12 protein-coding genes, 4 tRNA genes and 1 pseudogene are annotated in these 16996 nt (G+C 53.4%); 15 read left to right on the forward strand and 2 right to left on the reverse strand.

Annotation, left to right across the window (positions count from 1 at the left end):
• Nucleotides 1–78: 78 nt before the first annotated feature.
• Nucleotides 79–1971 (reverse strand): sigma-54-dependent Fis family transcriptional regulator, encoded by a 1893-nt coding sequence (locus AACY09_RS12145; protein ID WP_339488279.1) that lies wholly within the window; start codon nucleotides 1969–1971, stop codon nucleotides 79–81.
• A gap of 265 nt (nucleotides 1972–2236) precedes the next feature.
• Between AACY09_RS12145 and AACY09_RS12150 the strand changes: the two genes are divergently transcribed.
• The 6 genes from AACY09_RS12150 to AACY09_RS12175 all read left to right on the forward strand — a co-directional run bounded on the left by AACY09_RS12150 (nucleotide 2237) and on the right by AACY09_RS12175 (nucleotide 8228).
• Nucleotides 2237–3331 (forward strand): ABC transporter ATP-binding protein, encoded by a 1095-nt coding sequence (locus tag AACY09_RS12150; protein WP_339488282.1) that lies wholly within the window; start codon nucleotides 2237–2239, stop codon nucleotides 3329–3331.
• Complete coding sequence (locus tag AACY09_RS12155; protein WP_339488284.1) at nucleotides 3331–4482, forward strand: ABC transporter ATP-binding protein; 1152 nt, start codon at nucleotides 3331–3333, stop codon at nucleotides 4480–4482. The genes AACY09_RS12150 and AACY09_RS12155 overlap by 1 nt, the downstream gene beginning before the upstream one ends.
• Nucleotides 4469–5332 (forward strand): carbohydrate ABC transporter permease, encoded by an 864-nt coding sequence (locus AACY09_RS12160; RefSeq protein ID WP_339488286.1) that lies wholly within the window; start codon nucleotides 4469–4471, stop codon nucleotides 5330–5332. The genes AACY09_RS12155 and AACY09_RS12160 overlap by 14 nt, the downstream gene beginning before the upstream one ends.
• Nucleotides 5333–5343: 11 nt before the next feature.
• Nucleotides 5344–6141, forward strand: a complete 798-nt coding sequence (locus AACY09_RS12165) for a carbohydrate ABC transporter permease (RefSeq protein ID WP_339488287.1) — start codon at nucleotides 5344–5346, stop codon at nucleotides 6139–6141.
• A gap of 10 nt (nucleotides 6142–6151) precedes the next feature.
• Nucleotides 6152–6424 carry a DUF2160 domain-containing protein gene (locus AACY09_RS12170; protein ID WP_339488288.1) on the forward strand — a complete coding sequence of 91 codons (273 nt, stop codon included), beginning with the start codon at nucleotides 6152–6154 and terminating at the stop codon, nucleotides 6422–6424.
• A 61-nt stretch (nucleotides 6425–6485) separates the two neighbouring features.
• Nucleotides 6486–8228: an ABC transporter substrate-binding protein gene (locus tag AACY09_RS12175; protein WP_339488290.1), complete on the forward strand. Its 1743-nt coding sequence runs from the start codon at nucleotides 6486–6488 to the stop codon at nucleotides 8226–8228.
• 90 nt (nucleotides 8229–8318) lie between these two features.
• Here AACY09_RS12175 and folD read toward each other — a convergent pair whose 3' ends face one another.
• Nucleotides 8319–9173 (reverse strand): bifunctional methylenetetrahydrofolate dehydrogenase/methenyltetrahydrofolate cyclohydrolase FolD, encoded by an 855-nt coding sequence (folD, locus tag AACY09_RS12180; protein WP_339488292.1) that lies wholly within the window; start codon nucleotides 9171–9173, stop codon nucleotides 8319–8321.
• A gap of 277 nt (nucleotides 9174–9450) precedes the next feature.
• On the opposite strand from folD, the gene AACY09_RS12185 reads away from it, so the two are divergent.
• The 9 genes and pseudogenes from AACY09_RS12185 (at nucleotide 9451) to AACY09_RS12225 (ending at nucleotide 16971) form a co-directional block, all read left to right on the forward strand.
• Nucleotides 9451–9527 (forward strand) — tRNA-Arg (locus tag AACY09_RS12185).
• Nucleotides 9528–9558: 31 nt separating this feature from the next.
• A tRNA-His gene (locus AACY09_RS12190) sits at nucleotides 9559–9634 on the forward strand.
• A 59-nt stretch (nucleotides 9635–9693) separates the two neighbouring features.
• Nucleotides 9694–9778: transfer RNA gene (locus AACY09_RS12195), tRNA-Leu, on the forward strand.
• A gap of 673 nt (nucleotides 9779–10451) precedes the next feature.
• Nucleotides 10452–11762: a trigger factor gene (tig, locus tag AACY09_RS12200; RefSeq protein WP_339488293.1), complete on the forward strand. Its 1311-nt coding sequence runs from the start codon at nucleotides 10452–10454 to the stop codon at nucleotides 11760–11762.
• Between the two features lie 92 nt (nucleotides 11763–11854).
• The gene (gene clpP / locus AACY09_RS12205) at nucleotides 11855–12496 is read left to right on the forward strand and encodes an ATP-dependent Clp endopeptidase proteolytic subunit ClpP (RefSeq protein ID WP_339488296.1); all 642 of its coding nucleotides are present in this window, start codon (nucleotides 11855–11857) and stop codon (nucleotides 12494–12496) included.
• 105 nt (nucleotides 12497–12601) lie between these two features.
• Nucleotides 12602–13885, forward strand: a complete 1284-nt coding sequence (clpX, locus tag AACY09_RS12210) for an ATP-dependent Clp protease ATP-binding subunit ClpX (RefSeq protein WP_339488299.1) — start codon at nucleotides 12602–12604, stop codon at nucleotides 13883–13885.
• 150 nt (nucleotides 13886–14035) lie between these two features.
• Nucleotides 14036–16432, forward strand: a complete 2397-nt coding sequence (lon, locus tag AACY09_RS12215; protein WP_339488301.1) for an endopeptidase La — start codon at nucleotides 14036–14038, stop codon at nucleotides 16430–16432.
• 114 nt (nucleotides 16433–16546) lie between these two features.
• Nucleotides 16547–16843 (forward strand): annotated as a pseudogene (locus AACY09_RS12220) (HU family DNA-binding protein); the annotation flags it as partial.
• A 51-nt stretch (nucleotides 16844–16894) separates the two neighbouring features.
• A tRNA-Asp gene (locus AACY09_RS12225) sits at nucleotides 16895–16971 on the forward strand.
• The last annotated feature ends 25 nt before the right edge of the window (nucleotides 16972–16996 follow it).

A 16996-nucleotide genomic window follows, 5' to 3' on the forward strand; every position in this document is an offset into this window, starting at 1 on the left:
AATACCCCTTGAGTTAGCGTGTTTACAGGCACAAAAAAACCACTTTCGAGTGGTTTTTTTGTGCCTTTGATTTGGCCGTTATACTTTTAGGCCTTCTTCACGAAGCCGCTTGTACAGGGTGTTGCGGCTCACGCCAAGGCGTCGCGCGAGTTGCGAAACATTACCGGAACAAATCTCAAGTTGGGTTTGAAGGTCTGCTGGGCTATTTAGGGTGAGGCCTGGGCTCGGCTGTTTGTTGGCGTGTGCCAGGTGTTCGCCTTGCACCGGTGATGGCTGCTGGGCGTTCAGCTCTTTGAGGAAGTCATCTGGCAGATGTTCCAGCTTGATGGGTTGATCTTCTGCCATGGCCAAGGCAACCTGAATCACACTGCTGAGTTGGCGCAAGTTGCCGGGCCATGGGTGTGCGTTGAATACCTCCAGCACCTCGTTGCTTAACCCCGCCCATTGCTGCGGTTCGCGGTACTGCTGCCACAGGCGTTTGAATAAGATGGCTTTATCGCTGCGTTCGCGTAGCGCAGGCAACTCGAGGCTCAGCCCGTTGATGCGGTAGTAAAGGTCCTGGCGAAACAGGCCTTGCTCTACGTCATCACGCAGTGGTCGGTTAGTTGCTGAAATCAAGCGGATATCGACTGGATAGCTCTCGCTGCTGCCCAGCGGCTGTACACAACGCTCTTGCAGCACGCGCAGCAGGCGCGCCTGCACCCGAGGCGGCATGTCGCCGATTTCATCAAGAAACAGTGTGCCTTTGTCAGCCTTGCGGATGAGCCCGCTGCTGCCTTTTTGGTTCGCGCCGGTAAATGCACCTTTCTCATAGCCAAAAAGCTCCGACTCAACCAGCTCGCTGGGAATGGCTGCGCAGTTCACTGCAATAAGCGCTTCAGTGGCGCGACTGCTGGCTTGATGCAGGGCTTTGACGAAAACTTCTTTACCCACTCCGGTTTCGCCATGGACAAGCAGAGGGATATCCTTCTCGATCAGACGTTGCGCCTGCAGGATAGCCTTATCGACTTTGGCATCGCCCCAACTCAAGTTATCTAGGGTCAGCGTTTCAATGGCCTTGATTGTTGCTGAGGCTGGCACATCCGAGCGAAAGTCACGGGCCTTAGGCGCAATGGGTTGTTCTGGTCGGGTCACCTGCGCGTGGAAACGAAAACGACCACCACCTTTCAAGCTAAAGGGTTGGCCAGATGGCTGGTTGAGCAGTTGGCGCAACGGTACGTCAAATATGCTTTCGATATTGACCAGTGCCATGCTGCTACCGAGTAGGTTGTCTGCGCGCCGGTTGGCTGAAATCACCATGCCATTTTCGTCAAACACCACAAGGCCCGCCCACGGGCTTTCAAGGTTATTGAGGCTTGTATTGAAGGTCAGCTGGAAATAGTGCTGTTTGAACAAGTTGAGGATCAGCCGGTTTTCGACTGACTGGCTCATCATCTTCACCATGCCGAGGGTATGCGATGGCGGCAGATAGCTGTCGCTGGAGACATCGAGTACGGCAATGACTTGCCGTTGTTCGTCGAAAATAGGCGAGGCTGAACCGGTCATAAACCGATTGGCTTTAAGGTAATGCTCGTCGTGCTGAATATGTACAGCTTGTGCGCAATTTAGGGCGGTGCCGATGGCGTTAGTGCCTGTTTGACGCTCTTGCCAACTGGCGCCAGCGACAAAGCCACGGCTGTGTTGCACGTCGAGAAAGCGCTGGTCACCCCAGGATTGCAGCACCTGGCCTTGATTGTCGGCAAGCATGATCAGGCAGTTGGAGTTGGCCAAAATTGTGCCGTAGTAAGGCAGGACTTCCTGGTGAGTGGTGAGCACTAAGCGCTGATGACGATCAAGTAACGCGCTGACTTCGCCCTGAACCGGTGAACCAAAGCTTGGCGCTGTCTGGTGAGTCAGGCCGAAGTTTCGGCAGCGCGACCAAGAGTCCTCAATCATTGCCTGATGAGTGAGAGCGTGAGCAGATTCAGCCATGCGGGGAGTACTCCGTTGCAGCCATTTTATTGTTGTTATTACGGTCTTCGCCGAGATCTGTGAGTGTCGTTGAAGACTGTTCAATGTCAACGATAAATGTTCAATTGTTCAGTTGACAGCTGTTCAGTGTTGTTCAGCGCTCACCGCTGGCAGTCTGGATTTAAGATAAAAATATGCGGATAAACAATGGTTTACGGCTGAATTTGGTTAACTGGCACGGCGCTCGCTTAGGACTGTGAAATGGCATAACAAAAAAGGAATAGCCATGTCACTGACGCTGGAGCATGTCAGCCTGATGGTTGACAGCCAGGTTTACATCGACGATGCCTGCCTGAGTTTTGAGCCTGGCTCTTTCAATGTGTTGTTGGGCCGTACCTTGTCTGGCAAAACCAGTTTGATGCGCTTGATGGCCGGGCTTGATCGGCCAAGCAAGGGCCGAATCCTGATGAATGGCGCTGATGTCACCGCGGTGCAAGTGCGTCAGCGCAATGTGTCGATGGTCTATCAACAGTTCATCAATTATCCGACGCTTAGCGTGTTCGAGAATATTGCCTCGCCACTGCGTCAGGCCCGTTGTTCTGAAATTGAAATAGCCGAGAAGGTTCATGCAACGGCCAAGATGCTGCGCATCGAAGGTTTGCTCAAGCGTTTCCCACTGGAGCTTTCGGGTGGGCAACAGCAGCGCACCGCCATGGCCAGAGCGTTGGTTAAAGAAGCTTCATTGATTCTCTTCGATGAGCCCCTGGTTAACCTCGATTACAAATTACGCGAAGAACTGCGCCAAGAGATGCGCGAGCTATTTGCAGCGCGTCATACCATTGCCATCTATGCAACTACAGAGCCGAACGAGGCGCTGGCCTTAGGTGGCACCACGACCATTTTGCATGAAGGGCGGGTGGTCCAAAGCGGTATTACCCCTGAGGTTTACCATCGCCCGCAGCACGTGTTGGCTGCTGAGCTGTTTTCTGAACCACCGATCAACATGTTGCCGGGGCAAATCAGCAACACTGAAGTAAGTTTTGCCGAGACTGTGCATTTTCCATTGAACGCAGACCTGCAGCAGTTGGGTGCGGGTGAATACCAGTTTGGCGTGCGCCCCAGTCATATTGGCTTGGTGCCTTCCAATGATGATGATCTGGAACTCGCCGTTACGGTTGATCTGGCCGAAATAAGCGGCTCAGAGACCTTTCTGCATGTGCGTGGCGAACAGTTCGCGTTGGTCCTGCACCTGCCGGGTGTGCACGAATATGATGTTGATACGCCAATTCTGATTTACATCCCGACCCACAAACTATTTGTCTTTGATAGTCAGGGCCAGCTTAAACAGGCGCCCGCGCGACGTACCGGGAGGGCGGCCTGATGGCTGAGATCCGTTTGCATAACCTTGCCCATAGCTACAGTCGTCAGCCGAACAGTGCGGCGGACTATGCAATTCGCGAGATGAATCATGTCTGGGAGCAGGGCGGTGCCTACGCGCTGCTTGGGCCGTCCGGGTGTGGAAAGTCGACCTTGTTGAATATCATTTCCGGGCTACTCAATCCTTCCCACGGCGAGGTGCTGTTTGATTCGAAGGTGGTAAATGCCTTGCCACCGGAGCAGCGCAATATTGCTCAGGTTTTTCAGTTCCCCGTGGTGTACGACACCATGACCGTGTTCGATAACCTGGCATTTCCACTACGCAATCAAGGAATGGCCGAGCCGCAAGTGCTGAGCAAGGTCCACGAAATCGCCGAGGTGCTCGATTTGCATCCATTACTGGCGAGAAAAGCCAGTAACTTGACCGCTGATGAAAAACAAAAGGTTTCGATGGGGCGCGGCCTGGTGCGTGATGACGTATCGGCAATTTTGTTTGATGAACCGCTGACGGTGATTGACCCGCATCTGAAGTGGAAGCTGCGGCGTAAGCTCAAGCAGATACACGAGCAGTTCAATATCACCATGGTGTATGTCACCCACGATCAATTGGAAGCTTCAACCTTCGCTGACAAGATCGCGGTGATGTATGGGGGCCAAATCGTCCAGTTCGGTACCCCGCGCGAATTATTTGAGCGGCCCAGTCATACCTTTGTGGGCTATTTCATTGGCAGTCCCGGCATGAATCTGATCGAGGTCGAACGCTGCGAAGACGGGGTGAAATTCGCAAGCACCCGGCTGAGTCTCAGTGCAGCCCTGAATCAGCGTCTTGATGCGCTTGATTACCAACAGCTGAAAATTGGCATTCGTCCCGAATTTGTTCACCTGTGGGAAGCGTCTGGTGCTGAAACATTGAATGCCCCATCGCCAGACAGTGATGCCTTTGCTGCCGAGGTGGTGCATGTCGAGGACTTGGGCACCTATAAGATCCTGACCCTGAATCTCGATGGCCAGCCCTTCAAGGTGCGGCTACAGGAAGACCAGGTTGTCCCGAAGCGGCATGCATCGGTGAGTTTCCCGGCGCAGTGGTTGATGGTCTATGCCGACGATTTTCTGGTCGCGCCAGTCGCGCAGGAGGCTCGCCATGAAGGTGCATAACAATAAGGCCTGGTGGTTGGTGCTGCCGGTGTTCCTGCTGGTGGCTTTCAGCGCAGTGGTGCCGATGATGACGGTGGTCAATTACTCGGTGCAGGACATCTTTGATTCATCCAGTCGCTTTTTCGTCGGCGTCGATTGGTTCAAGCAGGTTCTGCGTGACACGCGACTCCACGATTCACTGCTGCGCCAGTTCATCTACTCGGGCTGCGTGCTGCTGATTGAAATTCCGCTGGGCATTGCGATCGCCCTGACCATGCCGACGAAGGGGCGCTGGGCATCCTTGTGTTTGATCGTGATGGCGATTCCGCTGCTGATTCCATGGAACGTGGTCGGCACTATCTGGCAAATATTCGGACGCGCCGACATCGGCTTGCTTGGGTGGAGCTTGAATGCACTGGGCATCAGCTACAACTATGCCTCCAATACCACCGATGCCTGGGTCACTGTGCTGGTGATGGATGTCTGGCACTGGACGTCGCTTGTCGCGTTGCTCTGCTATTCCGGCCTGCGCGCCATCCCCGATGTGTATTACCAGGCCGCACGCATAGACCGCGCATCCTCTTGGGCGGTGTTCAGGTATATCCAGCTGCCAAAGCTCAAGAGTGTGCTGCTAATTGCGGTGATGTTGCGCTTTATGGATAGCTTTATGATCTACACCGAGCCGTTCGTCCTCACCGGTGGCGGGCCGGGTAATGCGACCACTTTTCTCAGTCAGACATTGACCAAAATGGCGGTCGGTCAATTCGATCTTGGCCCGGCAGCAGCGTTCTCCCTGGTCTACTTCCTGATCATCTTGTTGGTGTCGTGGCTGTTCTATACCGCCATGACCCACACCGATAAGAACCGTTGAGGAGACTGCCAATGTTACGTAAGCGCGTGGTTTTAGGGTTGTATGTACTGTTCTTGCTGGTGCCGATTTACTGGCTGGTGAACATGTCGTTCAAGAGTAATACCGAGATTCTTGGCAGCCTTACGCTGTGGCCAAGCAACTTCACGCTGGATAACTACAAGGTGATTTTTACCGACCCCAGTTGGTATCAGGCCTACTTGAACTCTCTGTACTACGTGACGTTAAACACCCTGATCTCGCTGGCTGTGGCTTTGCCAGCCGCCTATGCATTTTCCCGTTACCGGTTTCTCGGCGATAAGCACTTGTTCTTCTGGTTGCTGACCAACCGCATGGCGCCACCAGCGGTATTCCTGTTGCCGTTTTTTCAGCTGTATTCCTCAATCGGCTTGTTCGACACCCACATCGCCGTTGCGCTTGCCCACTGCCTGTTCAACGTGCCATTAGCGGTTTGGATTCTCGAAGGGTTTATGTCGGGCGTGCCGAAGGAAATTGATGAAACGGCCTATATCGACGGCTACAGTTTCCCCAAATTCTTTGTGAAGATTTTCATTCCGCTGATTGGCTCTGGCATCGGTGTCACGGCGTTCTTCTGCTTTATGTTTTCGTGGGTGGAACTGCTGCTGGCACGAACCCTGACCTCGGTTGATGCCAAACCGATCGTTGCGGTGATGACCCGCACCGTTTCAGCCTCAGGAATCGACTGGGGGGTGCTCGCAGCCGCGGGTGTTTTAACCATCTTGCCGGGAATGTTGGTTATCTGGTTCGTGCGCAATCATGTCGCCAAAGGCTTTGCCTTGGGCCGGGTCTAAGGAGAAACCTATGGAGTGGATGGCTTGGACATTACCGACGGCGCTGTTCTTCTGCGGTATCGGTCTGTTGCTGGTTGGCATGTCGATCTGGGAGTTGCGTTCGCCTTGTGTTGAGCGGCGAGGGTTTTTACCGATTACCACCAGTCGTGGCGATCGTTTGTTTATTGGGCTTTTAGGCAGCGCATACCTGCACCTGATGGTGATAGGTGTGACTGACTGGAGTGTCTGGATAGCCTCTGCGCTGTCCGTGGTGTGGCTGGTTGCAGTGATGCGTTGGGGCTAGCAAAGCACGATACAAACGGCTTTTGCCTGGTTCTTGTATATACCCTGAGATGGAGGTCTCTATGTTCGAAAATAACAACAAAACCCGACATAGCATGGCGCTGACAGCCTTGCTGGCGTTGTCTGGACTAAGTGGTGCGGCTTGGGCCGACGCTTACGAGGATGCGGCAAAAAAATGGATGGCGAGTGAGTTCAGCCCATCAACACTCACGCCGGAACAGCAACTCGCCGAGCTGAAGTGGTTTATCAAGGCAGCTGAGCCGTTTCGCGGTATGACCATCAACGTGGCGTCTGAAACCATCGCCACCCACGAGTACGAATCCAAGGTACTTGCCAAGGCGTTCAGTGAAATCACCGGGATCAAGCTGACGCATGACCTGATGCAGGAAGGGGATGTGGTCGAAAAACTGCAGACGCAAATGCAGTCCGACAAAAACATCTACGACGGTTACATCAATGACTCCGACTTGATCGGCACCCACTTTAGATACGGTAAAGCGGTAGCAATCAGCGACATGATCGCCAATGAGGGCAAAGACTTTACCTCTCCAACCTTGGACTTGCCCGACTTCATTGGCATCTCATTCACCACCGGCCCAGATGGCAAGTTGTATCAATTGCCTGACCAGCAGTTCGCCAACCTTTACTGGTTCCGCGCTGACTGGTTTGAGCGGGCTGACCTGAAAGCCAAATTCAAGGAAAAGTACGGCTACGAACTGGGCGTGCCGGTTAACTGGTCGGCCTATGAAGACATTGCCAAGTTCTTCTCTGAGGATGTCAAAGAGATCGATGGCAAGAAAGTCTATGGCCACATGGATTACGGCAAGAAAGATCCATCCCTGGGCTGGCGCTTCACTGATGCATGGTTCTCCATGGCCGGCGGCGGTGACAAAGGCTTGCCCAACGGGTTGCCAGTCGATGAGTGGGGCATTCGAGTCGATGGTTGCCGTCCGGTTGGTTCGAGTGTGGCCCGTGGTGGTGCGACCAACGCCCCGGCCGCGGTTTTCGCCACGCAGAAGTATGTTGATTGGTTGCGTGCCTACGCGCCACCAGAAGCGCAGGGCATGACGTTCTCCGAGGCAGGGCCGGTACCGGCGCAGGGTAATATTGCTCAGCAGATTTTCTGGTACACCGCGTTTACCGCCGACATGACCAAGCCCGGCTTGCCCGTGGTCAACGAAGATGGCACACCCAAGTGGCGGATGGCGCCTTCGCCTAAAGGGCCGTACTGGGAAGAGGGCATGAAGCTCGGTTATCAGGACACCGGTTCATGGACGTTCCTCAAGTCGACTCCCGAGAAGCAGCGCTTGGCAGCCTGGCTGTATGCGCAGTTTGTGACTTCGAAAACCGTGTCGTTGAAAAAGACTTTGGTTGGCCTGACGCCGATTCGTGAGTCGGATATCAACTCACAAGCAATGACTGACATCGCACCCAAACTAGGTGGCCTGGTGGAGTTCTATCGCAGCCCGGCACGCGTTCAATGGACGCCAACCGGCACCAACGTGCCTGACTATCCACGTCTGGCGCAGCTCTGGTGGCAGTTTATTGCTGAGGCCGCCAGTGGCGATAAAACCCCACAGGAAGCGCTAGATGGCTTGGCTGCGGCACAGGACACCATGCTCGGCCGTTTAGAGCGCGCCAATGTATTGGGTGAGTGTGGACCTAAGCTGAACGAGGCGCGTGATCCGCAGTACTGGCTGGATCAACCGGGCGCTCCAAAGCCGAAACTGGCCAATGAAAAGCCCAAAGGCGAGACGGTTAACTACGCTGATCTGCTCAAATCATGGGAGCAAGCGCGTAAATAGTGCCACCGGGAGCATTAACGGTGGTTAAAACGCGCAGAAATAAAAAACGGCAGACCTAATGGGTCTGCCGTTTTTGTTTAGCCAGCCTGCTTATTTGTGCAGGTGTTCTGCCGCATGCAGGGTGTTTTCCAACAGACCCGCACGGGTCATTGGGCCAACACCGCCTGGCACGGGCGTAATCCAGCCAGCGCGGGGCAGGGCGGTCTCGTAGACCACATCACCAATCAGCTTGCCGTCTTGCTGACGGTTGATGCCGACGTCGATCACGATAGAACCTGGCTTGACCCATTCGCCTTTGACCAAGCCCGGCTTGCCCGCAGCAACGACCAGCAAATCGGCATCACCGACGTGGCGCGCCAAATCTTTGGTGAAACGGTGGGTCACGGTGACGGTGCAACCGGCGAGTAACAGTTCCATCGCCATTGGCCGGCCTACAATATTCGAAGCGCCTACGACAACGGCGTGCAAGCCATAGAGGTCAACACCGGTGCTTTCGAGCAGGGTCATGATGCCTTTTGGCGTACAAGGGCGTAGCAGCGGCATGCGCTGGGCCAGACGACCGATGTTGTATGGGTGAAAGCCGTCGACGTCTTTATCCGGGCGAATGCGTTCAAGTATCAACGACGAGTCCAGATGCTCCGGCAGCGGAAGCTGGACCAAGATGCCATCGATGGCCGGGTCTTCGTTTAATTGATCAATAAGCTCCGCCAGCGCCTCTTGGCTGGTGTCAGCAGGCAGATCGTAAGCCTGCGAGATAAAGCCTACCTCTTCACAGTCTTTACGTTTGTGAGAGACATAAACCTGAGAGGCTGGATCGCTGCCAACCAGGATCACTGCGAGGCCTGGTGCCCGCAGACCTTGCTGGCGTCGTTCGGCGACACGTTTAGCGAGCTGCTGGCGAATGCTGGTGGCGATCGCTTTGCCGTCAATCAGTTGTGCGGTCATTGCGCGTGGTTAACCATAAGAGAGGGTGGAAAAAGGATGCGTATTCTCGCACGGAGCGGGCGTGGGGCAAAGGCGCTAAGCCACGAAATTCATGTAACTCCTTTATCTCACTGAATTTTTTTTAATTTTAGTGTTGACGGATATCGAAACCGCCATTAACATTCGCCCCGCTTGTCGAGCACAGCCAGTCGCTGGGTAAGACGGCAAACAAGCAAACAACTTACTCGTAAGTGTTTGTGAGAATGCCGAAGCTTGAAGTCTGCTTGCAGATGGATAAGCGCCCGTAGCTCAGCTGGATAGAGCATCCGCCTTCTAAGCGGATGGTCGCAGGTTCGAGTCCTGCCGGGTGTACCATTTGGTATCTTTGGCTCAAGTAAGTTATATGGTGGGCGTAGCTCAGTTGGTAGAGCACAGGATTGTGACTCCTGTTGTCGTGGGTTCGATCCCCATCGTCCACCCCATATTGCTGAAATAAGAGCCAGGCCTTAGGTCTGGCTCTTATGTTTCAACCCCTTGTTTTGCGGACGTGGTGGAATTGGTAGACACACTGGATTTAGGTTCCAGCGCCGCAAGGTGTGAGAGTTCGAGTCTCTCCGTCCGCACCAATTAAGGTACTGTTTTCAAGTAGATAACACTCAGCTTGAAAGCAGCGTTAGAGAAGGCAGCCCAAAAGGCTGCCTTTTTTCGTTTCCGGGGCAAGGTAATGCTTTGATGCCTGATGCCTTATCTGAGCAGTCAGACTCCAATTCACAACTCACCACCTTCATCATCAAAAGCCGTTCTGGGCTCAACTCGTATTTTTGTCAACTTTGCCAAAGTATGTCCAAGGCAGCCCGCCGGTCTGGCGAAGGCTCTGTTACGGGTTATTTATAACGATCCGGACAATGGAATTCAGGTTCTGGCTAGCTGATTGATTTATATCGTTTTGTTTCAGGTTCAATGCCGAAAAAAGCAGTAAATAGCTTTTTTCCATTGGTCAATACAAAAGGTGTATCATGCGCCCCGGCTGTGCCCTTAAGGCTGTCTTTGGTCAATCCATTGTGGCGTTCTGGGAACACAAATACGCTGATTAACAAAGCACAGCGCCCGTATTTAAAGGCGTTGCTGCAGTGGTGGCCAGTGCATGAGTCCAAGACTCTGCGTGCGCACCATCTATTAGTTATCTCCCGTTTGCCGCCTGCATCTAGGGTGACTTCTGTAAATTGACCCTCTAGAATGCATGCCCTTGATTTGGGGCTGGAAACAGCCGGCTTAATGTCTGTGCAACGAGGATTATCAATGCAAGTTTCTGTTGAAAACACTTCCGTACTCGAGCGTCGCATGACCGTCGGTGTACCCGTCGAGCGCATCGAGACCGAAGTCAACAAGCGTCTGCAGCAGACTGCTCGTCGCGCCAAGGTTCCTGGTTTCCGTCCAGGCAAAGTGCCGATGAGCGTTATTCGTCAGCGCTACGAAGATTCAGCGCGCCAGGAAGCTCTGGGCGACCTGATTCAGGCAACCTTCTACGAAGCCGTTGTTGAGCAGAAGCTGAACCCAGCTGGCCAGCCTGCGGTAGAGCCTAAAACATTCGAAAAAGGCAAGGACCTCGAGTACGTTGCTACTTTCGAAGTGTTCCCGGAGTTCGAAGTTACTGGTCTCGACACCATCGCTGTAGAGCGTCTGGAAGCTGATGTTGTTGATACTGACGTCGACAACATGCTGGACATCTTGCGCAAGCAAAACACCAGCTTTGAAGCTGTAGAGCGTGCTGCTGAAACGGGCGACCAGTTGACTATCGACTTCGTTGGCAAGATCGACGGCGTAGAATTTGCTGGCGGTTCCGCTAAGGGCACTCAGCTGGTGCTCGGTTCTGGCCGGATGATTCCTGGCTTTGAAGACGCTCTGGTTGGCGCTAAAGCTGGCGAAGAGAAAGTCATCACCCCGACGTTCCCAGAAGACTATCAAAACCTTGATCTGGCTGGTAAAACTGCAGAGTTCACGGTTAATGTGACTGCTGTCGCTGCGCCAAAGCTGCCTGAGCTGAATGACGATTTCTTCGCGTTGTTCGGTATCAAGGAAGGCGGTATCGATGGTTTCCGCGCCGAAGTTCGCAAAAACATGGAGCGCGAACTGCGCCAGGCCATCAAATCCAAGGTTAAGAGCCAGGTGATGGACGGCTTGTTGGCTGCAAACCCGATTGAAGTGCCAAAGGCACTGCTGTCGAGCGAAGTTGATCGTCTGCGCGTGCAGGCTGTTCAGCAGTTCGGTGGCAACATCAAGCCAGACCAACTGCCAGCTGAGCTGTTCGAAGAGCAAGCCAAGCGCCGTGTAGTCCTGGGCTTGATCGTGGCTGAAGTGGTTAAGCAGTTCGATTTGAAGCCAGATGACGCTCGCGTCAAAGAGCTGATCACTGAAATGGCTTCCGCTTACCAAGAGCCTGAGCAGGTTATTTCCTGGTACTACAAGAACGATCAGCAGATGAACGAAGTTCGTTCTGTTGTGCTCGAAGAGCAAGTTGTAGATACTGTTTTGCAGAAGGCTAATGTGACCGATAAAAAGGTCTCTTACGAAGAAGCTGTCAAGCCGGTGGAAGCTCCAAAAGCCGACTGATTTCTTTACCTCGTTCGAACACACCATAAGCCAGCCTTCGTGCTGGCTTATGCGTATTTGAAATATGACTATTTAGGGAGCGAGTGCAAGAAATGTCCCGCAATCCTTTCATGCAATACACGCCTGACATCCAAGCCGCTGGCGGCTTAGTACCTATGGTTGTCGAGCAATCGGCCCGTGGCGAACGCGCCTACGACATTTATTCACGTTTGCTCAAGGAACGAGTGATCTTCCTGATTGGCCCGGTCGAAGACTATATGGCCAACCTGGTTGCCGCTCAGTTGTTGTTCCTGGAAGCTGAAAACCCCGATAAAGACATTCACCTGTACATCAACTCGCCGGGTGGCTCGGTGACTGCGGGTATGTCGATTTACGACACCATGCAGTTCATCAAGCCTGATGTCTCGACCACCTGTATAGGCCAAGCCTGTAGCATGGGTGCGTTCTTGTTGGCGGGCGGTGCGGCCGGTAAGCGTCATTGCTTGCCTAACTCGCGCATGATGATCCACCAGCCTCTGGGCGGTTTCCAGGGCCAGGCGTCAGACATTGACATCCATGCGAGGGAAATCCTTCACATTCGTCACCGTTTGAATACCTTGCTGGCTCATCACACCGGTCAACCGCTTGAAACTATTGAGCGTGACACCGAGCGTGATAACTTCATGAGTGCTGAGCGTGCAGCCGAATATGGCCTGATCGACTCGGTCATGATGAAGCGTGACATGCCTGCCTAAGCAGTTCAGATGAAGGTGGTTGGTCTAACTAACCACCTGTGGACTTGAAAAAGCCCACGTTTGCCTTCATCTTGTGTTTCAAGCCTACCGTATTGGATTGATCGAATGACTGACACCCGCAACGGCGAGGACAACGGCAAGCTGCTTTATTGCTCCTTCTGCGGCAAAAGCCAGCATGAAGTACGTAAATTGATTGCTGGTCCTTCCGTCTTTATCTGCGACGAATGCGTCGACCTGTGCAATGACATCATCCGCGAGGAGGTGCAAGAAGCCCAGGCCGAGAGCAGTGCGCACAAATTACCTGCGCCTAAAGAAATTAGCGCGATCCTCGATCAGTATGTGATCGGTCAGGAGCGTGCGAAAAAGGTTTTGGCAGTAGCGGTGTACAACCACTACAAGCGCCTTAATCAGCGCGACAAGAAAAATGACGATGTTGAGCTGGGTAAAAGCAACATTCTGCTGATCGGTCCCACTGGCTCGGGTAAAACCTTGCTGGCTGAAACCCTGGCGCGCTTGTTGAATGTCCCGTTCACCATTGCCGATGCCACCACCCTGACCGAAGCTGGTTATGTGGGTGAGGATGTCGAGAACATCATTCAGAAGCTGTTGCAGAAGTGCGACTACGATGTAGAAAAAGCTCAGATGGGCATTGTCTATATCGATGAAATTGACAAGATTTCGCGCAAGTCTGACAACCCGTCGATCACCCGTGACGTTTCGGGTGAGGGCGTGCAGCAGGCGCTGCTGAAACTGATTGAAGGCACCGTCGCTTCGGTTCCGCCGCAAGGCGGTCGCAAGCATCCGCAGCAAGAGTTCCTGCAGGTTGATACCCGCAGCATTCTGTTTATCTGTGGTGGCGCTTTCTCTGGTTTGGAAAAAGTGATTCAGGGCCGCTCTGAGAAGGGTGGTATCGGTTTCAATGCACAGGTTCGCAGTAAGGATCTGGGCAAGAAAATCGGTGAGTCGCTGCGCAATGTTGAGCCAGACGATTTGGTTAAATTCGGTCTGATCCCTGAATTCGTTGGCCGCTTGCCGGTTATCGCGACTCTGGATGAGCTGGATGAAGCTGCATTGATGCAGATTCTGACCGAGCCGAAAAATGCACTGACCAAGCAATACGCCAAGTTGTTTGAGTTGGAAGGGGTTGATCTGGAGTTCCGTCCAGACGCTCTGAAATCAGTTGCGCAAAAGGCTTTGGAGCGTAAAACCGGTGCTCGTGGTTTGCGTTCTATCCTTGAGGGCATCCTGCTCGACACCATGTATGAGATTCCGTCTCAGACTGACGTGAGCAAGGTTGTCATCGATGAAAGCGTGATTGATGGCACTTCGCAGCCACTGTTGATCTACGAAAACAGTGAGCCGCCAGCCAAGGCTGCACCGGACGCTTAACCCGTCTGTTACATCCTGAATGCAAAAGGGCCTGCGGGCCCTTTTTGTTTTTCCGTTGTAGCGCTTGTTTTTTCTTGGGGGTAGCCCCATCTTAGGGTAAAGGGTCATTCCCATCGTTTACGGCCGTATGGTCGCTGTAGAGCCGAAATCATGAAGACAACCATCGAATTGCCTCTCCTGCCGCTGCGCGATGTCGTGGTCTATCCGCACATGGTCATCCCGCTGTTTGTAGGGCGTGAAAAATCCATAGAAGCACTCGAAGCTGCGATGTCGGGCGAAAAGCAGATCCTGCTTGTCGCTCAAAAGAATCCAGCTGACGATGATCCCAATGAAGCAGGTCTCTACCGAGTCGGCACTGTAGCCACAGTGTTGCAACTGCTTAAACTGCCTGACGGTACCGTCAAGGTACTGGTGGAGGGCGAGCAGCGGGGTGAAATCGAACAATTCATCGAGGCTGAGGGCTATTTCCGCTCAGAAGTTCAGTTGCTTGATGAAGCTGAAGTTGATGAGCGCGAGTCAGAAGTCTTTACCCGCAGCCTGCTGAGTCAGTTCGAACAATATGTGCAGTTGGGCAAGAAGGTCCCGGCTGAAGTGCTCTCGTCGCTTAATAGCATCGATGAGCCGAGTCGTCTGGTCGATACCATGGCGGCGCACATGGCGCTGAAAATCGAACAGAAGCAGGAAATCCTCGAAATCACCGAGCTGTCTGCGCGTGTTGAGCACGTGCTGGCCTTGCTTGATGCCGAAGTAGACCTGCTGCAGGTTGAAAAGCGCATTCGCGGCCGGGTTAAGAAGCAGATGGAGCGCAGCCAGCGTGAGTACTACTTGAATGAGCAGATGAAGGCCATTCAAAAAGAGCTGGGTGATATCGACGAAGGCCATAATGAAATTGATGAGCTGAAAAAGCGCATCGAAACCGCCGGCATGAGTAAAGACGCTCATACCAAGGCCATCAGTGAGCTGAATAAGCTTAAGCAGATGTCGCCGATGTCCGCTGAGGCGACCGTTGTGCGTTCCTACATCGAATGGCTGACCAACGTGCCGTGGAAGGCGCAGAGCAAGGTTCGCCTTGATCTGACCCGTGCCGAGACAATCCTCGATGCGGACCATTATGGCCTGGAAGAAGTCAAAGACCGTATCCTGGAATACCTCGCCGTACAAAAGCGGGTGAAGAAGCTTAAGGGCCCTGTGCTCTGTCTGGTAGGTCCGCCAGGTGTGGGTAAAACCTCGTTGGCTGAGTCGATTGCCACCGCGACCAACCGCAAGTTTGTGCGGATGGCGCTCGGTGGTGTGCGTGATGAGGCGGAAATCCGTGGTCATCGCCGCACGTATATCGGTTCTATGCCCGGTAGATTGATACAAAAGATGACCAAGGTTGGCGTGCGCAACCCGCTGTTTTTGCTCGATGAAATCGACAAAATGGGGCAGGACATGCGTGGCGATCCGGCTTCGGCATTGCTGGAAGTGCTCGATCCTGAGCAAAACCACAACTTCAATGACCATTACCTCGAGGTCGATTACGACCTTTCTGATGTGATGTTCCTCTGTACCGCCAACTCGATGAATATTCCCGGGCCGTTACTGGATCGTATGGAAGTCATCCGTCTGCCGGGCTACACCGAAGACGAAAAGATCAACATCGCAATCAAATACCTGGCCCCGAAACAGACTCAGGCCAACGGCGTGAAGAAGGGTGAACTGGAATTTGAGGTCGATGCAATTCGCGACATCGTCCGCTACTACACCCGTGAAGCGGGGGTGCGTAGCCTTGAACGGCAGATCGCAAAAGTGTGCCGTAAAGCGGTTAAAGATCACTCAAAGGAAAAGCGTTTCAAGGTCTTGGTGACTGCTGAAAACCTAGAAGATTTCCTTGGCGTGCGCAAACATCGCTATGGTTTGGCCGAGCAACAGGACCAAATTGGGCAAGTTACCGGTCTTGCCTGGACTCAAGTCGGCGGCGAATTGCTCACCATTGAGGCGGCCGTTGTGCCGGGCAAAGGTCAGTTGATCAAGACCGGTTCGCTGGGTGATGTGATGCTTGAATCGATCACTGCTGCACAGACAGTTGTGCGCAGTCGGGCGAAAAGTTTAGGCGTGCCTCTGGACTTCTATGAGAAGCGCGACATCCATATCCATATGCCGGAAGGGGCGACCCCGAAAGACGGCCCTAGCGCGGGCGTGGGGATGTGTACAGCGCTGGTTTCGGCGCTCACTGAGATTCCAGTGCGAGCGGATGTCGCCATGACCGGTGAAATCACCCTGCGCGGTCAGGTTTTGGCCATCGGCGGCCTCAAGGAAAAGCTCCTTGCGGCTCACCGTGGTGGCATCAAAACTGTGATTATTCCGGAAGAAAATGTGCGTGATTTGAAGGAGATTCCGGAGAACATCAAACAAGACCTGCAGATTAAACCGGTTAAATGGATTGACGAGGTCCTGCAAATTGCGCTGCAATACGCCCCGGAGCCCTTAGCTGATGCGGCTCCTGAGTTAGTTGCAAAGGATGAAACTCGCGAGTCTGATTCCAAGGAGCGAATCAGCACGCATTAGCCGGAAGGGTTCCTTGACACCATTTTAGAGCCCTTGTTATAAAGCGGCTCTAATTGGGGTTAACGAACCCTCCAGCACTCGCTTCACGTACACTAAAAAACGAAGAAATATTCTCAACAGAAATTAAGGGGACTTAGAGTGAACAAGTCGGAACTGATCGATGCTATCGCAGCATCTGCTGATATCCCAAAAGCTGTTGCTGGCCGCGCGCTAGATGCAGTAATTGAATCTGTAACTGGCGCTCTGAAGGCTGGTGATTCTGTTGTATTGGTAGGCTTTGGTACTTTCGCAGTTAAAGAGCGTGCAGCTCGCACTGGCCGCAACCCACAGACTGGCAACCCAATCAGCATCGCGGCTGCCAAGATCCCAGGTTTCAAAGCGGGTAAAGCACTGAAAGACGCCGTTAACTAAGCGCCTTTCGAGCAGTACCTTTCAGGTTGGCTTTACCGCTGACCTGACAGCGGAGCGGTAGTTCAGTCGGTTAGAATACCGGCCTGTCACGCCGGGGGTCGCGGGTTCGAGTCCCGTCCGCTCCGCCAGTTACGAGAAGGCGCATCCTCGGAT

The organism is Pseudomonas sp. EL_65y_Pfl2_R95 (genome assembly GCF_963971045.1).
GTDB lineage: Bacteria > Pseudomonadota > Gammaproteobacteria > Pseudomonadales > Pseudomonadaceae > Aquipseudomonas.

Bases quoted from the DNA above. Each gene is read 5' to 3' on its own strand.
- AACY09_RS12160 (WP_339488286.1), top strand. From the start codon at position 4,469: ATGAAGGTGCATAACAATAAGGCCTGGTGGTTGGTGCTGCCGGTGTTC.
- AACY09_RS12150 (WP_339488282.1), top strand. From the start codon at position 2,237: ATGTCACTGACGCTGGAGCATGTCAGCCTGATGGTTGACAGCCAGGTT.
- AACY09_RS12175 (WP_339488290.1), top strand. From the start codon at position 6,486: ATGTTCGAAAATAACAACAAAACCCGACATAGCATGGCGCTGACAGCC.
- AACY09_RS12170 (WP_339488288.1), top strand. From the start codon at position 6,152: ATGGAGTGGATGGCTTGGACATTACCGACGGCGCTGTTCTTCTGCGGT.
- clpP (WP_339488296.1), top strand. From the start codon at position 11,855: ATGTCCCGCAATCCTTTCATGCAATACACGCCTGACATCCAAGCCGCT.
- AACY09_RS12165 (WP_339488287.1), top strand. From the start codon at position 5,344: ATGTTACGTAAGCGCGTGGTTTTAGGGTTGTATGTACTGTTCTTGCTG.
- folD (WP_339488292.1), bottom strand. From the start codon at position 9,173: ATGACCGCACAACTGATTGACGGCAAAGCGATCGCCACCAGCATTCGC.
- clpX (WP_339488299.1), top strand. From the start codon at position 12,602: ATGACTGACACCCGCAACGGCGAGGACAACGGCAAGCTGCTTTATTGC.
- tig (WP_339488293.1), top strand. From the start codon at position 10,452: ATGCAAGTTTCTGTTGAAAACACTTCCGTACTCGAGCGTCGCATGACC.
- lon (WP_339488301.1), top strand. From the start codon at position 14,036: ATGAAGACAACCATCGAATTGCCTCTCCTGCCGCTGCGCGATGTCGTG.
- AACY09_RS12155 (WP_339488284.1), top strand. From the start codon at position 3,331: ATGGCTGAGATCCGTTTGCATAACCTTGCCCATAGCTACAGTCGTCAG.
- AACY09_RS12145 (WP_339488279.1), bottom strand. From the start codon at position 1,971: ATGGCTGAATCTGCTCACGCTCTCACTCATCAGGCAATGATTGAGGAC.